At 71.9% G+C, this 16,787-nt stretch carries 14 protein-coding genes and 1 pseudogene; 12 read left to right on the plus strand and 3 right to left on the minus strand.

Features of this window, described 5'->3' with window-relative positions:
* Positions 1 to 208 precede the first annotated feature (208 nt).
* The 4 genes from ACWGI6_RS24900 to ACWGI6_RS24915 all read left to right on the plus strand — a co-directional run bounded on the left by ACWGI6_RS24900 (position 209) and on the right by ACWGI6_RS24915 (position 6,464).
* Complete coding sequence (locus tag ACWGI6_RS24900) at positions 209 to 2,098, plus strand: AMP-dependent synthetase/ligase (RefSeq protein WP_453269557.1); 1,890 nt, start codon at positions 209 to 211, stop codon at positions 2,096 to 2,098.
* A 333-nt stretch (positions 2,099 to 2,431) separates the two neighbouring features.
* Positions 2,432 to 4,480: a SpoIIE family protein phosphatase gene (locus ACWGI6_RS24905; protein ID WP_453269558.1), complete on the plus strand. Its 2,049-nt coding sequence runs from the start codon at positions 2,432 to 2,434 to the stop codon at positions 4,478 to 4,480.
* A gap of 53 nt (positions 4,481 to 4,533) precedes the next feature.
* Positions 4,534 to 5,766, plus strand: a complete 1,233-nt coding sequence (gene hemW / locus ACWGI6_RS24910) for a radical SAM family heme chaperone HemW (RefSeq protein WP_453269559.1) — start codon at positions 4,534 to 4,536, stop codon at positions 5,764 to 5,766.
* A 110-nt stretch (positions 5,767 to 5,876) separates the two neighbouring features.
* A complete protein-coding gene (locus tag ACWGI6_RS24915) occupies positions 5,877 to 6,464 on the plus strand; it encodes a Uma2 family endonuclease (RefSeq protein WP_453269560.1) in 588 nt (195 codons plus the stop codon).
* Here ACWGI6_RS24915 and ACWGI6_RS24920 read toward each other — a convergent pair.
* Together ACWGI6_RS24920 and ACWGI6_RS24925 are read right to left on the minus strand one after the other, a co-directional pair.
* Positions 6,442 to 7,275, minus strand: coding sequence for a DUF3097 domain-containing protein (locus ACWGI6_RS24920; protein WP_453269561.1), 834 nt, complete (start codon positions 7,273 to 7,275; stop codon positions 6,442 to 6,444). The two genes, ACWGI6_RS24915 and ACWGI6_RS24920, sit on opposite strands and share 23 nt — an antisense overlap.
* Positions 7,276 to 7,413: 138 nt before the next feature.
* Positions 7,414 to 8,148 (minus strand): MBL fold metallo-hydrolase, encoded by a 735-nt coding sequence (locus ACWGI6_RS24925; RefSeq protein WP_453269562.1) that lies wholly within the window; start codon positions 8,146 to 8,148, stop codon positions 7,414 to 7,416.
* Between the two features lie 194 nt (positions 8,149 to 8,342).
* Between ACWGI6_RS24925 and hrcA the strand changes: the two genes are divergently transcribed.
* From hrcA to ACWGI6_RS24955, 6 genes are all read left to right on the plus strand, one after another.
* Positions 8,343 to 9,359 carry a heat-inducible transcriptional repressor HrcA gene (hrcA, locus tag ACWGI6_RS24930; RefSeq protein WP_393905496.1) on the plus strand — a complete coding sequence of 339 codons (1,017 nt, stop codon included), beginning with the start codon at positions 8,343 to 8,345 and terminating at the stop codon, positions 9,357 to 9,359.
* Entirely contained in the window at positions 9,360 to 10,496 is a 1,137-nt protein-coding gene (dnaJ, locus tag ACWGI6_RS24935; protein WP_453269563.1) for a molecular chaperone DnaJ, read from the plus strand. It abuts the gene before it with no gap.
* A 97-nt stretch (positions 10,497 to 10,593) separates the two neighbouring features.
* On the plus strand, positions 10,594 to 11,682 hold the full coding sequence (locus ACWGI6_RS24940; RefSeq protein ID WP_453269564.1) for a nitronate monooxygenase: 1,089 nt from the start codon (positions 10,594 to 10,596) through the stop codon (positions 11,680 to 11,682).
* On the plus strand, positions 11,679 to 12,422 hold the full coding sequence (locus ACWGI6_RS24945) for a 16S rRNA (uracil(1498)-N(3))-methyltransferase (RefSeq protein ID WP_453269565.1): 744 nt from the start codon (positions 11,679 to 11,681) through the stop codon (positions 12,420 to 12,422). Before ACWGI6_RS24940 ends, ACWGI6_RS24945 begins: the two co-directional genes overlap by 4 nt.
* Positions 12,423 to 12,634: 212 nt before the next feature.
* Entirely contained in the window at positions 12,635 to 12,994 is a 360-nt protein-coding gene (locus ACWGI6_RS24950) for a histidine triad nucleotide-binding protein (RefSeq protein WP_453269596.1), read from the plus strand.
* Positions 12,995 to 13,000: 6 nt separating this feature from the next.
* Positions 13,001 to 13,906 carry a ribonuclease Z gene (locus tag ACWGI6_RS24955; protein ID WP_453269566.1) on the plus strand — a complete coding sequence of 302 codons (906 nt, stop codon included), beginning with the start codon at positions 13,001 to 13,003 and terminating at the stop codon, positions 13,904 to 13,906.
* Positions 13,907 to 13,946: 40 nt separating this feature from the next.
* Here ACWGI6_RS24955 and ACWGI6_RS24960 read toward each other — a convergent pair whose 3' ends face one another.
* Entirely contained in the window at positions 13,947 to 14,762 is an 816-nt protein-coding gene (locus ACWGI6_RS24960; protein WP_453269567.1) for an HAD family acid phosphatase, read from the minus strand.
* Positions 14,763 to 14,969: 207 nt separating this feature from the next.
* Here ACWGI6_RS24960 and ACWGI6_RS24965 point away from each other — a divergent pair, with 207 nt between their 5' ends.
* On the plus strand, positions 14,970 to 16,277 hold the full coding sequence (locus ACWGI6_RS24965) for a glucarate dehydratase family protein (protein WP_453269568.1): 1,308 nt from the start codon (positions 14,970 to 14,972) through the stop codon (positions 16,275 to 16,277).
* Positions 16,278 to 16,436: 159 nt separating this feature from the next.
* Positions 16,437 to 16,580 (plus strand): annotated as a pseudogene (locus tag ACWGI6_RS24970) (MFS transporter); the annotation flags it as partial.
* Between the last annotated feature and the right edge of the window lie 207 nt (positions 16,581 to 16,787).

Below are 16,787 nucleotides of genomic sequence, written 5' to 3' on the forward strand. Positions count from 1 at the left end.
TGATCTCTCCCACCCGGCGTGGCCGGTACGGGCCCTCGGGGCGGCTCACTATCGGTCGTTGCGCGTGCTACGTACACCTATCTCACTGGTCACATCCTGAACCAGTCGGCCTTAGCCCCTTACGCGTCGGCGCATCGCGCTCTAGTCTGATCACTGCTCAAAGGTTACTCGCGAGTCACCAGCATCGAAGCGGGCCCCGGAGGACGCCGTGACGGACACCCACACGCTGATCGAAAACCGGCCGCCTTCAGTGGCGCAGCTCTTCCTGGAACGGGTTGCGGCCACGCCCGATATAGAGGCCTATCGCTATCCGGTCCCGGCCGCTTCCGGACAGGGGGCGGACGACTGGAAGGCGATCAGCTGGGCCCAGGCCGCGGACCGCGTCTACGCCGTGGCCGCCGGGCTCATCGCGCTCGGCATACTGCCCGAGGAGCGGGTGGCGCTGGCCGCCAACACCCGCGTCGAGTGGATCCTCGCCGACCTCGGTGTGCTCTGCTCCGGCGCCGCCACCACCACGGTCTACCCCAGCACCAACGTCGAGGAGACCGCCTACATCCTGGCCGACTCCGGCAGCCGGGTGCTGATCGCGGAGGATGCCGGGCAGCTCGCCAAGGCGCGCGAGCGGCGCGCGGAGCTGCCCGAGCTGGCGCATGTCGTCGTCATCGACGAGGCGGGCGTGGAGCCGGCCGAGGGCGATCCGGAGGGCTGGGTGCTCACCCTGGCCGAGCTGGAGAAGCGCGGCACCGCCTATCTGGAGGACCACCCGGAGTGCGTCAAGGAGCGGGTTGCCGCACTGCGCGCCGACCAGCTGGCGACGCTGATCTACACCTCCGGGACCACCGGCCGCCCCAAGGGCGTACAGCTGCCGCACGACTGCTGGTCGTACATGGCGCGCGCGATCCCGTCGACCGGCATGATCTCCGAGGAGGACGTGCAGTACCTCTGGCTGCCGCTGGCGCACGTCTTCGGCAAGGTGCTCACCGCGGGCCAGATCGCGGCCGGTCATGTGATCGCCGTCGACGGCCGGGTCGACAAGATCATCGAGAATCTGCCGGTCGTCCGGCCCACGTACATGGCGGCCGTGCCGCGGATCTTCGAGAAGGTCTACAACGGTGTCGCGGCCAAGGCCCGTGCGGGCGGCGGCGCCAAGTACAAGATCTTCCAGTGGGCGGCCGAGGTGGCCCGCGAGTACGCCAAGGTCTCGCAGGACAACTTCCGCCGCACCGGCAACGCCTCGGTGCCGTTCGCGCTCGGCGCCAAGCACAAGATCGCCGATGCGCTCGTCTACGCCAAGCTGCGGGAGGCGTTCGGCGGCCGGCTGCGCGCCGCGGTCTCCGGCTCGGCCGCGCTCTCACCGGAGATCGGCTACTTCTTCGCCGGCGCCGGCATCCACATCCTGGAGGGCTACGGCCTGACGGAGTCCAGCGCCGCCAGCTTCGTCAATCCCAGCGAGGCCTACCGCACCGGCACGGTCGGCAAGCCGCTGCCCGGCACCGAGGTGCGGATCGCCGAGGACGGCGAGATCCTGCTGCGCGGCCCCGGCATCATGCAGGGCTACCACGGCCTGCCGGACAAGACCGCCGAAGTCCTGGAGGCGGACGGCTGGTTCCACACCGGTGACATCGGCGAGCTCTCCCCTGACGGCTATCTGCGGATCACCGACCGCAAGAAGGACCTGATCAAGACCTCGGGCGGGAAGTACATCGCGCCCGCCGAGGTCGAGGGCCAGTTCAAGGCGGTCTGCCCGTTCGTCTCCAATGTGCTGGTGCACGGCGCCAACCGGAACTTCTGCACCGCGCTGATCGCCCTCGACGAGCCGACGATCATGTCCTGGGCGCAGGAGCACGGCCTGGCCGGCAAGGAGTACGCCGATCTCGTCGCCACCGACCAGGTCCGCGAGCTGGTCGACGGCTATGTCGAGCGGCTCAACGAGGGGCTGCAGCGCTGGCAGCAGATCCGCAAGTTCCGGCTGCTGCCGCGTGACCTGGACATCGAGCACGGCGAGGTGACCCCCAGCCTCAAGGTCAAGCGGCCCGTGGTGGAGCGGGTGTTCAAGGACCTGCTCGACGACATGTACGCCGGCACGCGCGAGGCGTAGCCGCAGGGCGCGGCGGTACGGGGCGGGCCGGGTCGGCGCGCCCCGTACCGCCGCGCCCGTACGGGTGATTGCGGTCGCCGGCGGGAACTGCGCCTGCCGCTGAAGTGGTCCGTACCTGCTCCCCGGGCACCCCTTTCTGCGCGTCGGCCAACTCCCGCGGCGCGTCAGCCGAATTGGCCGCTGTGACCACCCACTTCTGTGACTCAGTGCTTATGGCTGCGCTCGTTCTGTCACTCTGTCGTTGGCGCATACGGCGCCGTAGCGGAGCTGCTCGGGAGTTGCTCAATGCGGACGACAACTTCGTCTCAACGGGACGACGTCACGGCGACGCGCATGGCGAGGGCGGGAGGGTCCCGTGGCGGACCCGCGGCCGGGCCTGCCGAGGGGGCCGCGGCCCGCTCCCGGTGGGCCAGCCTGCCCGGTGATCCGCAGGCCGCTGCCGCCGCCCGCCGGTTCGTCCGGGCCACGTTCGCCGACTGGGCCGACCAGGAGCTGCCCGGCGCGGAGAGCCTGGCCGGCCGGCTCGCGGACGAAGCGGTGCTGCTGGTCAGCGAGTTGGTGACGAATGCGGTGGTGCACGCGGGCACCACCGTCGAGTTGCGCTGCCGGCTGGAGCCGGCGCGGGAGCCGGGCGCGGAGCCCTACGGGAGCCGGAGCGGGGAGTCGTACCCGGCGCCGTGCGCGGAAGCCCCCGGCGCGGGCCTCGACGGCACACCCGGCCCCGGTCTCGTCGTCGAGGTCTCCGACCACCACCCCGCCCAGCCGGTCCGCGCCCATGAGGACAGCGCCGCCGCCGAGAACGGCGGCCACGGGCTCCAGCTGATCAGTGCGGTCGCCGAATCCTGGGGCATCACCTATCGCCGGGCCATGAAGACCGTCTGGTTCCGGCTGCCCGTGGGTGCCCGGGACGGCGCCGGTCCCGAGCCCGAGCTCGCCTTCGACGGCCAGCTGCTGCAGCACGGGCTGCGGGCGGCCGAACTCCTCGCCCCGGCGCCGCGCCGGTCCGCCCGGCCCGAGCACGACGCCGAACAGGTCGTCAACGGCGCCCTGTCCTTCCTCGCCGAAGCCTCCGATCTGCTCTCCGGCCAGCTCGACGCCGATCAGGTCGCCGCGCTCGCAGCCCAGTTGATCGTGCCGCGGCTCGCCGAATGGTGCGCGGTGTGGCTCTGCGACGGCGACAGCGGTGCGCCCGGCCGGGGCATCGCGGCGGACGGCGAGGAACAGCGGCTCGCCCGCGTCTGGCACACCTCCGAGAGCCGGATCGATGCGCTGCGTACGGCGCTGGAGAAGCAGCCGCCGGAACTGCCGGCCGCCGGCGCGACCGGCGTTGCGTCCGGCGCGGCCCCCTGGCCCTGGCCGTACGAACCGAGCGGTTACGGGGCGGGCGGCGCCGCACTCGCCTGCCCCCTGGTCGCCGGCGGCCGCCGGCTCGGCACCCTGCTGCTCGGCCGGGGCGGACTGCTGCACTTCCCCGACGAGGTGGTCGGCCTGATCGAGGACCTGTGCCGCCGGGTCGCCCGCGCCGTCGCCACCGCCCGCGCCTACAGCCGGCAGGAACGCATCAGCCAGGTCCTGCAGCGCCGGCTGCTGCCCCGGGGGCGGGCGCAGGTGCCCGGCGTGGAGTCGGCGGTGGTCTACGAACCGCGCGAGGGGGCCTGGGCGGGCGGCGACTTCTGGGACCTCTTCGACGCCGGGGACGGCCGCTGGTGCTTCGCCCTCGGCGATGTCTGCGGCAGCGGCCCCGAGGCGGCCGCGGTGACCGGGCTGGCCCGCCCGGTGCTGCGGCTGCTGGCCCGTGACGGCTTCGGGGTGTCCGCGGTGCTCGACCGGCTCAACAAGACCATGGCGCGGGAGGCCGCTGACTCGGTCGCGGCGGTCGCGGCGGCGGTCGCGGCGGCCGGCGCCGGGGCGGAGGCGCCGGTCGAGATCCGCGAGGAGGGCGAACAGGCCCGGTTCCTGTCCCTGCTCTACGGCGAGATCGTCCCCTACCCCGGCGGCTCCGGTGGCGCCCGCTGCACCCTCGCCAGCGCCGGCCACCCGCTGCCGCTGGTGCTGGGCGCGGACGGCACGGTCCGGGTCGTCGCGGCGCCGCAGATGCTGCTGGGAGTGGTGGAGGACGCCGCGTACGTCAGTGAATCGTTCGACCTCTGCCCAGGGGAAACGCTTCTGTGCGTCACCGACGGGGTGACCGAGCGGCGCTCGGGACGGCGGCTCTTCGACGACGAGGACGGTCTGGCCACCACCCTCGCCGGGGGTGCAGGCCTGGGCGCCACCGCCCTCGCCGACCACATCCGCAACACCGTCCACGCCTTCGGCCCGGTCCCGCCCGACGACGACCTGGCCCTGCTGGTCCTGCAGGCGGCCGGGCACGGGGTGCCGTAGGGCACACCGGCGCCCGGACCGGCACCGCCCCGCCATGACGGACAATGGTTCCCATGCCTTCCGCACTGCCTGATGGTGAGCCGATGCCCGAGGACGGGGCGCTGCCCGGTCATACGCCGGCGGCTGCCGCCGGCCGGCCCCTCGGCTTCTATCTGCATGTGCCGTACTGCGCGACCCGCTGCGGCTACTGCGACTTCAACACCTACACCGCGAGCGAGCTGCGCGGCTCCGGCGGCGCCCTGGCCTCCCGCGACAACTACGCCGACACCGTCGTGGACGAGATCCGGCTGGCCCGCAAGGTGCTGGGCGACGACCCGCGTCCGGTCGAGACGGTCTTCGTCGGGGGCGGCACCCCGACCCTGCTGCCCGCCGCCGACCTCGGCCGGATGCTCGCCGCCATCCGCGAGGAATTCGGCCTCGCGCCCGGCGCCGAGATCACCACCGAGGCCAACCCGGAGTCCGTCGACCCCCGCTACCTCGACGGGCTGCTCGCGGGCGGCTTCAACCGGGTCTCCTTCGGTATGCAGAGCGCCCGGCAGCACGTCCTGAAGATCCTCGACCGTACGCACACCCCGGGCCGCCCCGAGGCCTGTGTCGCGGAGGCCCGCGCGGCCGGCTTCGACCACGTCAACCTCGACCTGATCTACGGCACCCCCGGCGAGACCGACGACGACTGGCGCGCCTCCCTCGACGCCGCGATCGGGGCCGGCCCCGACCATGTCTCCGCGTACGCCCTGATCGTCGAGGAGGGCACCCAGCTGGCCCGCCGGATCCGCCGCGGCGAGGTCCCGATGACCGACGACGATGTGCATGCCGACCGCTACCTCATCGCCGACGAACGCCTCGCCGCCGCCGGTTTCACCTGGTACGAGGTCTCCAACTGGGCCACCACCGACGCCGCCCGCTGCCGCCACAACGAGCTGTACTGGACCGGCGCCGACTGGTGGGGCGCGGGCCCCGGCGCCCACAGCCACGTCGGCGGCGTCCGCTGGTGGAACGTCAAACACCCCGGCGCCTACGCCCAGGCCCTCACCGAAGGCCGCTCCCCGGGCGCCGGCCGCGAGATCCTGGCGGACGAGGACCGCCGGGTGGAGCGCATCCTCCTGGAGCTGCGCCTCTCGGACGGCTGCCCCCTGGACATCCTCGCCCCGGCGGGCGCCCGGGCGGCGGCCCGTGCGCTGGCCGACGGACTGCTGGAGGCCGGTCCGTACGAGGCGGGCCGGGCCGTGCTGACGCTCCGGGGGCGGCTGCTGGCGGACGCGGTGGTGCGGGATCTGGTGGACTGAGAACGTGATGTCCGCGAACGAGTGAACCGATGCGGGTGCGCTGCGTGCCTGCCTACGCTGTCCATAGGCTGCCGCCAAATGAACGCGGCGGGATATGGAGGGCCACGGAGATGACCGCTGTGGATGACCGCCTGATCACTGACGCTGCCGAGATTTTCGAGAACCTGGAGGTTCCCGAAGGTTTCAAAGCCGAGCTCCTCAGGGGGGACATCGTGATGATGGCGGGGCCGGACCGGGTCCACAACGACATCGTGGAGTCCGTGCAGGACCAGATCCCCCGTGATCGCTGGCGTCGGCTGCAGACCCAGGACATCGCCATCCCTGGTGAGAACAGTGAGCCGCAGCCCGATCTCGTCGTCCTTGAGCGAGGGTCTCAGAAAGGCCCCGGCAGGCTCATCCCGGCTCCTGCGGTCACACTGCTCGTGGAGGTCGTCTCCAAGACCAGCATCGATCGGGATTATGGCGACAAGCGCTCGATCTACGCGGCGGGCAGAGTGCCCGTCTACCTGATCATCGACCCCACCGCCGGGCAATGTGTGGTGCTCACCGAACCGACGGGCAGCGGAGAGGAAGCCGACTACCAGATGGAGTGCACCACGAAGTTCGGAGTCCCCGTTCCCTTGGATGTCCTCGGCGTCAAGCTGAACACCACCGAGTTCGAGACCCTCCCCGCCGTCACACGTCACCGCCGGCCGTAACGAAGTCGATCAGCTCCTCCACCCGCCCCAGCAGCGCCGGCTCCAGGTCCTTGTAGGAGCGCACGCAGGACAGGATCCGCTGCCAGGCGGCCCCCGTGTTCTCCGGCCAGCCCAGCGCCCGGCACACCCCCGTCTTCCAGTCCTGTCCGTGCGGGACGGACGGCCAGGCCGCAATCCCGACCGAGGACGGCTTCACCGCCTCCCAGATGTCGATGTAGGGGTGGCCCACCACCAGCGCATGGGCACCGGTCACCCCGGCCGCGATACGCGACTCCTTCGAGCCGGGCACGAGATGGTCGACGAGGACGCCGAGACGGGCGTCCGGGCCGGGGGAGAAGCCGCGGACGATCGCGGGCAGGTCGTCGATGCCCTCCAGGTACTCCACGACGACGCCCTCGATGCGCAGGTCGTCGCCCCACACCCGCTCCACCAGCTCGGCGTCGTGCCGGCCCTCCACATAGACGCGCCCGGCGCGGGCGACCCGTGCGCGGGCGCCGGGCACGGCGAGTGATCCCGATGCCGTACGCGCCGGAGCGGCGGCCGCCGGCCTGTCCTGGGGGCGTACGAGCGTGACCACCCGCCCCTCCAGGAGGAAGCCGCGCGGCTCCAGGGGGAAGACCCGGTGCTTGCCGAAGCGGTCCTCCAGGGTGACCGTCGGGCCCTGCGCCGTCTTCTCGCAGCGGATCACGGCGCCGCAGAAGCCCGAGGTGACCTCCTCGACGACCAGATCGGGATCGGCCGGCACCTCCGGGGCGGGCCGCTGCTTCTTCCAGGGCGGGGTGAGATCGGGGCTGTAGCGCCTGTTCTGCATCGGGCGGGACCTGTTCTCTGTTTTTCTGCGGGGCGGTCGGTGAATCGGCCGGGGGTACGGGGGTCGTCCCCCAGGGGATGCAGTCGTCGGGCGGGCGGGCGGTGGTCAGGACAGGGGCGACGCCGGAACGGGCGGCGGTCAGGAAGGCGCGACGCCGAAGCAGGCGGCCAGGGCGTCGCGTTGGGCACGGACGAACGGGGCGTCCACCACGGCGCCATGGCCGGGAACGTACCGTGCGTCCTCGCCGCCGAGGGCCAGCAGCCGCTCCAGGGCGCCGGGCCACTGCTGGGGCAGCGCGTCGGGGCCCGCCTGGGGCTCGCCGGACTCCTCGACCAGATCGCCGCAGAAGACGATCTCCGCTTCCCCGCGCCGGCCCGGTACCAGGACGGCCAGATCGTGGGCGGTGTGTCCGGGGCCGACGTTGGCGAGCAGTACCTGCCGGTCGCCGAGTTCGACGGTGAGCTGGCCGTGCACGTGGTGGTGCGGGGCGACGAGCAGATCGGCGGCCTCCGCGGCGGCATCCGCGTCGACGCCCTCGCGGACCGCGGTCCGCCGCAGCTCGTCCTTCTCGCGCCGGAGCAACTCGCCCAGGCCGGCCGCGCCGAACACCTCGACGCCCGCGAAGGCGGCCGTGCCCAGGACATGATCGAAATGCGGATGGGTGAGCGCGACATGCGTCACTTCCCGGCCCAGTACGCCACGGATCGACCGGCGCAGATCCGCGCCGTCGCGAAGGGTCGCGCCGGTGTCGACGATCATGACGCCGGTGGTCCCGGCGATCACCCCGACCGTCTCGTCCCAGCCCGGCATCCGGCGCCTGGCGACGCCGTCACCGAGTCGTTCCCAACCGGCCTCTTCCCAAGCAGTGTGCATACCGAGACGCTAGCGCCATCGCGATAGCGTTGCCCGACAGATCGACCGAACACGGTCATCGGGCGAGTACTCCGCGCGGCCGCCCTTGCCGCAGCCGTGCTACCCGGCCGTACACTGGCTCAGGGTCTGGCACTCGGCCCGTGTGAGTGCCAGGAGAGACGAGACGGCGGACGGCCGGACTGGAGGTGCGCGGGATGCTCAGTGAACGCAGGCTGGAGGTGCTGCGCGCCATCGTCCAGGACTACGTCGGGACGGAGGAGCCGGTCGGCTCCAAGGCGCTCACCGAACGCCATCGGCTCGGGGTCTCCCCGGCCACCATCCGCAACGACATGGCGGCCCTGGAGGACGAGGGGTTCATCGCCCAGCCGCACACCAGCGCCGGGCGGATCCCGACCGACAAGGGCTACCGCCTGTTCGTCGACAAGCTGGCCGGCGTCAAGCCGCTGTCCAGCCCGGAGCGGCGGGCGATCCAGAATTTCCTGGACGGCGCCGTCGACCTCGACGACATGGTGGGCCGCACGGTCCGGCTGCTGGCGCAGCTGACCCGGCAGGTCGCCGTCGTGCAGTATCCGTCCCTGACCCGGTCCACGGTCCGGCATGTCGAGCTGCTGGCCCTGGCCCCGGCCCGGCTGATGCTCGTACTGATCACGGACACCGGCCGGGTCGAGCAGCGGATCATCGACTGCCAGGCACCGTTCGGCGAAACCTCCCTGGCGGATCTGCGGGCGCGGCTCAACAGCCGGGTCGTCGGCCGCCGGTTCGCGGATGTGCCGCAGTTGGTGCAGGATCTCCCGGAGTCCTTCGAGCAGGACGACCGCGGCACGGTCTCGACAGTGCTGTCGGTGTTGCTGGAAACTTTGGTGGAAGAGACCGAAGAGCGGCTGATGATCGGCGGTACCGCCAATCTCACGCGCTTCGGGCACGATTTCCCCCTGACGATCCGGCCCGTGCTGGAGGCCCTTGAGGAGCATGTGGTGATGCTCAAGCTGCTCGGGGAGGCCAACGACTCGGGCATGACCGTACGTATCGGGCATGAGAATGCCCATGAAGGCCTGGCGTCCACATCGGTCGTCACGGTCGGCTACGGTTCGGGCGACGAGGCAGTCGCCAAACTCGGCGTGGTCGGACCGACCCGCATGGACTACCCCGGAACGATGGGAGCGGTACGCGCAGTGGCACGTTACGTCGGACAAATCCTCGCGGAGTCGTAAGTGGCCACGGATTATTACTCGGTCCTCGGCATCAGCCGTGATGCCTCGCAGGACCAGATCAAGAAGGCCTTCCGTCGGCTGGCGCGTGAGCTGCACCCGGACGTGAACCCGGATCCCAAGACCCAGGAGCGGTTCAAGGAGATCAACGCCGCTTACGAGGTCCTGTCGGACCCGCAGAAGAAGCAGGTCTACGACCTCGGCGGCGACCCGCTCTCGCAGGCCGGCGGCGGCCAGGGCGCGGGCGGCTTCGGCGCGGGCTTCGGCAACTTCTCCGACATCATGGACGCGTTCTTCGGCACCGCGTCGCAGCGCGGGCCGCGCTCGCGCACCCGCCGCGGCCAGGACGCCATGATCCGGCTCGACATCGAGCTGAACGAAGCGGCCTTCGGCACGACCAAGGACCTCCAGGTCGACACCGCCGTCGTCTGCACGACCTGCAGCGGCGAGGGCGCGGCGCCCGGCACCTCGGCGCAGACCTGCGACATGTGCCGCGGCCGCGGTGAGGTCTCGCAGGTCACCCGGTCCTTCCTCGGCCAGGTCATGACGTCCAGGCCGTGCCCGCAGTGCCAGGGCTTCGGCACGGTCGTACCGACCCCGTGCCACGAGTGCGCCGGCGACGGCCGGATCCGCTCCCGCCGCACGCTGACCGTCAAGATCCCGGCCGGTGTCGACAACGGCACCCGCATCCAGCTCGCGGGCGAGGGCGAGGTCGGCCCCGGCGGCGGCCCCGCCGGTGATCTCTATGTGGAGATCCACGAGCTGGCGCACTCGGTCTTCCAGCGGCGCGGCGACGATCTGCACTGCACGGTCACCATCCCGATGACAGCGGCGGCGCTGGGCACGAAGTGTCCGCTGGAGACACTGGACGGGGTGGAGGAGATCGATGTCCGGCCCGGTACCCAGTCCGGCCAGTCGATCCCGCTGCACCAGCGCGGGGTGACGCATCTGCGCGGCGGTGGCCGGGGCGACCTCATCGTCCATGTCGAGGTGATGACGCCGTCCAAGCTCGACCCCGATCAGGAAGAGGTGCTGCGGCGGCTGGCCAAGCTCCGCGGGGAGGAACGGCCCACGGGGCAGTTCCAGCCGGGGCAGCAGGGCTTGTTCTCGCGGCTGAAGGATGCGTTCAACGGGCGATAGCCCCAGGTCGGCCCGGGGGACCGAAGCCGTTCCCGCTGCGGCGCAGCGGCCTCGGACCCGGTTCGGAACGGCGCGGTGGGCGTGACACGATGTGCTCATGCCCACCGCACTGACCGATCTCTGCCGCTACCCGATCGTGCAGGCCCCGATGGCGGGAGGCGGCTCAGGACCCGGGCTGGCCGCCGCCGTCTGCGGCGCCGGCGGTCTCGGCTTCCTCGCCGCCGGCTACAAAACCGCCGACGGCATGTATCAGGAGATCAAACAGCTGCGGTCGCTGACCGGCCGGCCCTTCGGCGTCAATCTCTTCATGCCGCAGCCCTCGCTGGCCGACGGCTCCGTCGTCGAGGTCTACCGCGAGCAACTCGCGGGCGAGGCCACCTGGTACGAGACCGAGCTCGGTGACACCGACGGGCCCATCGACGACGGGTACGAGGCCAAGCTCGCGATCCTGCGGGACGACCCGGTGCCGGTGGTGTCCTTCACCTTCGGCTGTCCCTCGCGCGCCGTCCTCGACGCCTTCGCCAAGGTCGGGACGTACACGGTCGTCACGGTCACCACCGCCGCCGAGGCGCAGGCCGCGCAGTGGTCGGGCGCCGACGCGGTGTGTGTGCAGGGCGTGGAGGCCGGCGGCCACCAGGGCACCCACCGGGACGATCCGCATGCGGACGGGACCGGCTCGGGGCTGGGCCTGCTGGCGTTGCTCGGCCAGGTCCACGAGGCCGTGCAGATCCCGGTGATCGCCGCGGGCGGGCTGATGCGCGGGGCGCAGATCGCGTCGGTGCTGGCCGCCGGGGCGAGCATGGCGCAGCTGGGCACCGCCTTCCTCGCCACCCCGGAGTCGGGCGCCAACCCGCTTCACAAGCACGCACTGACCAACCCGCTGTTCACGCACACGGAGTTGACCCGGGCCTTTTCCGGGCGGCCGGCCCGCGGACTGGTGAACCGCTTCATGCGCGAGCACGGCCCGTACGCCCCGGCCGCCTACCCGGCCGTCCACTACCTCACCTCCACCGTGCGCAAGGCCGCGGCCAAGGCGGGCGACGCGCAGGGCATGAACCTGTGGGCGGGACAGGGGCACCGGCTGGCGCGGGAGCTGCCCGCCGCGCGGCTCGTGGAAGTACTGGCGGTCGAACTGGACGCGGCGCGCGCCGCGTTGAACCTCCCGGGCGCCGGCAGCGCCTCATGACCGCGCCGGTATTCCTCGTCGATTCGCTCGCGGACGTACGGGCCGGCGGCACCCTGACCCTGGACGGCCCCGAGGGCCGGCACGCGGTGTCGGTGCGCCGGCTGCGGGTCGGTGAGGAGGTCGTCCTGACGGACGGCCACGGTGCGGGCGCGCACGGCACGGTCGCCGCCGTCGAGGGCAAGGACCGGCTCACCGTCACGGTCACGGAGCTGCGCACCGAGGCCCCGCCGAACCCCACCATCACCGTCGTCCAGGCGCTCCCCAAGGGCGACCGCGGCGAGCTGGCCGTCGAGACGATGACCGAGACCGGGGTGGACGGCATCGTGCCCTGGGCGGCGGCGCGTTGCGTCACCCAGTGGAAGGGCGAGCGGGCCGCCAAGTCACTGGGCAAATGGCGCGCCACCGCCCGCGAGGCGGGCAAGCAGTCGCGACGGCTGACCTTCCCCGAGGTCGCGGACCCGCTGACGACCAAGCAGGTGGCCACCCTGCTCGCCGACGCCGATTTCGCGGCCGTCCTCCACGAGGAGGGCAGCTCGCCGCTCGCCACCGCCGAACTCCCCGCCGAGGGCCGGATCGTGCTCGTCGTCGGGCCGGAGGGCGGAGTCTCCCCGGAGGAGCTCACCCTCTTCGCCGAGGCCGGCGCCAAGCCCTACCGCCTGGGGACGACCGTGCTGCGCACCTCCACGGCGGGCACCGCGGCCACGGCGCTGCTGCTGGGGCGCACGGGGCGCTGGAGCTAGCGCGCGGCTGCCGGATCGGCTCAGGCGTGCACGCGCCGATCCGCCGTCGCGGCCGTGGCGGGGCCGGTCGCGGGCGCTCCCGTGCGGGCGGGCCGTGCGGGGCGGGGTAGCCGCGCGGCGTGGGGTGGGGTGGGCCCTCGGGTGCGGCCCGCCCGGTAGCATCCGAGGCCGTGCGCACCGTGCGTACGACCAAGACCTGGGAGGTGCCGCCGGTGGCGGGAGAACCGCAGGCCGACTGCCTGTTCTGCAAGATCGTGGCGGGGGAGGTACCGGCGACCATCGTCCGGGAGACGGACACCACCGTCGCGTTCCGCGACATCAACCCCCAGGCGCCCACGCACGTCCTGGTGATCCCCAAGGTGCACTACCCGGACGCCGCGAGCCTGGCCGCCGCCCAACCGCAGATCATCGCCGACATACTGCGTGAGTCCCGCGAGGTCGCCGCCGATGACAAGGTCGAGGACAGGGGCTACCGGGTCGTCTTCAACACCGGCGCCGGCGCGGGCCAGACCGTCTTCCACGCCCACCTGCACGTGCTCGGCGGCCGCGGCCTCCAGTGGCCCCCCGGGTAAGCGACCGTGTCCGTACGTGAATTGGTGGTTCTCGGCACCGCGAGCCAGGTCCCCACACGGCACCGCAACCACAACGGCTATGTGCTGCGCTGGGACGGCCAGGGGCTGCTCTTCGACCCCGGCGAGGGGACCCAGCGCCAGATGCTGCGCGCCGGGGTCGCCGCCCACGACCTCCACCGGATCTGCATCACGCACTTCCACGGCGACCACTCGCTCGGCCTGGCCGGGGTGATCCAGCGGATCAACCTCGACCGGGTGCCGCACCCGGTCACCGCCCACTACCCGGCGAGCGGCGAGCACTTCTTCGACCGGCTGCGCTACGCCACCGCGTACCGGGAGACGGTCCACCTGGTCCAGCGGCCGGTGGCCGTCGACGGTGAGCTGGAGCGCTCGGCGTCGTACGTCCTGGAGGCGCGCAAGCTCTCGCACCCGGTCGAGTCGTACGGATACCGCCTCATCGAACCGGACTCCCGCCGGATGCTGCCGGAGCGGCTGGCGGCGCACGGCATCGCCGGACCGGACGTCGGGCGCCTCCAGCGGCTCGGCGAGCTGAACGGCGTCACCCTCGACGAGGTGAGCGAGCAGCGCCCCGGCCAGCGGTTCGCGTTCGTCATGGACACCCGGCTGTGCGAGGGCGTCCATGCGCTCGCCGAGGGGGCTGACATGCTCGTGATCGAGTCGACGTTCCTGGACGAGGACGTCCAACTCGCCCTCGATCACGGGCACTTGACCGCCGGGCAGGCGGCGGAGGTGGCGGCGTCGGCGGGGGTGCGGCACCTCGTGCTGACGCACTTCTCGCAGCGTTACGACGACCCGGCGGAGTTCGAGCGGCAGGCCCGCGCGGCGGGCTTCACGGGGGAGTTGACCATCGCCAGGGACCTGATGCGGGTGCCGGTGCCCAAGCGGCGCTGAACGCCCGGCGGAGGGCGGTCCGCCGGGCGCGCGCCGCTTCCTACGGCAGGTAGTACATCGGGTTCGGCAGCTTGAACGTCCGGTCCCCGGCGCCGCCGTTCAGATCGCTGTACTGGTCGCCGAAGTTGGCGACGACCCGGTAGCCGAGGGACTCGATGTGCTTGCGGGTGCCCGACTTGTACTCGACGGTGGTGCAGGTGGCGCCGCAGGGCAGGTAGGCCGGCGGGTGCTCCTTGTTCTTCAGGTAGACGTGCCGGCGGTCCAGGGGCACGCCGTAGCCGACGTTCTTGAGGTTGCGGACGCTCCAGTCGCGCTGCGCCTCCTTGCGGCCGGTCAGGAAGAACACCTCGGCGCCCTTGTCGTGGGCCCAGTTGACGAGCCGGTTCATGCCGAAGACGGGGTCCATGTCGGTGTGGGCCAGGTACGTGTCCTGGCTCTCCTCGGTGTAGTGGAAGCCGACCTGGAGCTCGTAGTTGTAGGTGAGCAGGGTGGTGTCGTCCATGTCGAGGACGATGGCCGGCTTGGCCCGCTTGCCCGTCCGGCCGTGCTGCGTGAGGGCCTTGGACAGATAGCCGCGCGCCTTGGCCTCGATGCCGTGGACCTGACGTGCGTAGTTGCTGTGCGGGGAGGCGTAGTGCTCGCCGTCCGCCGTCACCGTGTCGCCGTAGTACGCCTTGATCTTGTCCTGCACCTGCGTGAGGTTGGGGATCTCCTTGTCGGTGCGCGGCACGGAGTGTTCGGCGGTGGCCTGGCCGATGCCGAAGACCGCGGTGCCGGCGACGAGGGCGGCGACCGTCGTGGCGCCGAGGCGGGCCCTTCGGGAGAGGGCGGGGCGGAAACGGGCGGGGCGCGGCATGCGCGGCTCCTCAAGAAGACACGAACGGGACTCCGTAGGTCTAACAGAGCCTCATTTCGGTATCTACGCGCGAAGATTCAACCCTTGGCAAAGGCTCGTGCGGTGCGGGCTCTTGACGGTCGTGAGGCGGGCTCCCTAACCTCCCACTCCATCTGTAGACGCCATCTACATATGAAAACAGCCCTCGATCGCGTAGGAGCCTCCTGGATGACGGACGCCAAGAACCGCCTCACGATCACCGAGGTCCGGCTCACCCCGATCCTGGTGGCCGATCCGCCGCTGCTGAACACCCAGGGCGTGCACCAGCCTTATACCCCCCGGCTGATCATCGAGCTGACCACCGAGGGCGGTGCCACCGGGCTCGGCGAGACCTACGGGGACACCAAGTACCTGGAGCTGGCCCAGCCGTTGGCCAGCGCCCTGATCGGCCGGTCGGTCACGGACCTGAACGCCCTGCCCGCGCTCGCCGCCGAGGTGTGCGGTGACTCACCGGCCGCGACCGGCGCCGACGCGGTGGACGTCGGCGGGCTGCGCGGCGTCCAGACCGCCGACAAGCTACGGCTGTCCGTCCTCTCCGGCTTCGAGGTCGCCTGCCTGGACGCCTGGGGCCGGTCCGCCGGACTGCCCGTGCACGCCCTGCTCGGCGGCAAGGTCCGCGACCGCGTGGAGTTCAGCGCCTACCTCTTCTACCGCTGGGCCGGGCACCCCGGCGGCCGGGGGGAGCGTGACGACTGGGGCGCGGCGCTCGACCCGGCCGGCGTCGTCGCCCAGGCGCGCCGGTTCGCCGACACCTACGGCTTCACGTCCTTCAAGCTCAAGGGCGGGGTCTTCGCACCCGCGCAGGAGATCGCCGCGGTCCGGGCGCTGGCCGCCGAGTTCCCCGGGCAGCCGCTGCGGCTCGACCCCAACGGCGCCTGGAGCGTACGGACTTCGCTGGCGGTGGCGGAGGAACTGCGGGACGTCCTGGAGTACCTGGAGGACCCGGCGAGCGGTACGTTCCGGATGGCGGAGGTAGCCGCCGCCACACCGCTCCCGCTCGCCACGAACATGTGCGTGACGACCTTCGACGAGATCGCCGAGGCGTTCACCCGGGGCGCCGTCCAGGTGGTGCTCTCCGACCACCACTACTGGGGCGGGCTGCGCGCCACCCGTGAACTCGCCGCCGTCTGCCGCACCTTCGGCGTCGGCCTGTCCATGCACTCCAACACCCACCTCGGTATCAGCCTCGCCGCGATGACCCAGGTCGCGGCGACCGTGCCCAACCTCGACTACGCCTGCGACAGTCACTACCCCTGGCAGACCGAGGACGTCCTCACCGAGCGGCTCACCTTCCGCGACGGCCGGGTGGACGTCAGCGACGCCCCCGGCCTCGGCGTCACCCTCGACCGCGACCGGCTCGCCGTACTGCACCGCCGCTGGCTGGCCGACGACGGCGGCCTGCGCGACCGCGATGACACCGCGGCGATGCGGCGGGCCGACCCGGACTGGGCAGCCCCCGCCATGCCCCGCTGGTGATCCCCGGGGCCTGCCCCAGCTCCCCGGCCGCCTCCGGGCGGCCGGACGACAGCGGAGTCGCATGTGAGCACCGCCCCGGACCACCCCGCCCCTCAGGAGCCCCGCGACCCGCATCTGCAGGGCGCCGTGGGGAAGATCTTCAAGCGCGTCGTCCCGCTGATGTTCGTGATGTTCGTCGTCAACATCGGCTTCGCCCAGGACCAGTTGCGCGCCGACGTCGGCATCTCCGCGGCCGCCTTCGGCTTCGGCGCCGGCCTGTTCTTCGTCGCGTATGCGCTCTTCGAAGTGCCCGGCAACCTCCTGTCGGTGGTGGGCGTCCCGGCGGCGCTCTCCGTCGCGCTGGTCCGCGGTGGCGGGCACCACGAACGGGCGCGCGGCCGGCGGCCCCGGGCCGGAGATCACGGACCCGGCCGTGGTCCTGTGCCTGGTGGCCCGGCACGCGTACGGTGAGGCACGGCTCAGTGGCGGTGCGCCACAGTGGTCCCGTACGTGATCTTTGAAAGGGGCTGT

This window comes from Streptomyces sp. NPDC054786 (assembly GCF_053611685.1).

Coding starts and splice junctions, on each gene's coding strand:
- ACWGI6_RS24905 (WP_453269558.1), top strand. CDS start 2,432: ATGGCGAGGGCGGGAGGGTCCCGTGGCGGACCCGCGGCCGGGCCTGCC.
- hemW (WP_453269559.1), top strand. CDS start 4,534: ATGCCTTCCGCACTGCCTGATGGTGAGCCGATGCCCGAGGACGGGGCG.
- ACWGI6_RS24915 (WP_453269560.1), top strand. CDS start 5,877: ATGACCGCTGTGGATGACCGCCTGATCACTGACGCTGCCGAGATTTTC.
- ACWGI6_RS24920 (WP_453269561.1), bottom strand. CDS start 7,275: ATGCAGAACAGGCGCTACAGCCCCGATCTCACCCCGCCCTGGAAGAAG.
- ACWGI6_RS24925 (WP_453269562.1), bottom strand. CDS start 8,148: ATGCACACTGCTTGGGAAGAGGCCGGTTGGGAACGACTCGGTGACGGC.
- hrcA (WP_393905496.1), top strand. CDS start 8,343: ATGCTCAGTGAACGCAGGCTGGAGGTGCTGCGCGCCATCGTCCAGGAC.
- ACWGI6_RS24940 (WP_453269564.1), top strand. CDS start 10,594: ATGCCCACCGCACTGACCGATCTCTGCCGCTACCCGATCGTGCAGGCC.
- ACWGI6_RS24945 (WP_453269565.1), top strand. CDS start 11,679: ATGACCGCGCCGGTATTCCTCGTCGATTCGCTCGCGGACGTACGGGCC.
- ACWGI6_RS24960 (WP_453269567.1), bottom strand. CDS start 14,762: ATGCCGCGCCCCGCCCGTTTCCGCCCCGCCCTCTCCCGAAGGGCCCGC.
- ACWGI6_RS24965 (WP_453269568.1), top strand. CDS start 14,970: ATGACGGACGCCAAGAACCGCCTCACGATCACCGAGGTCCGGCTCACC.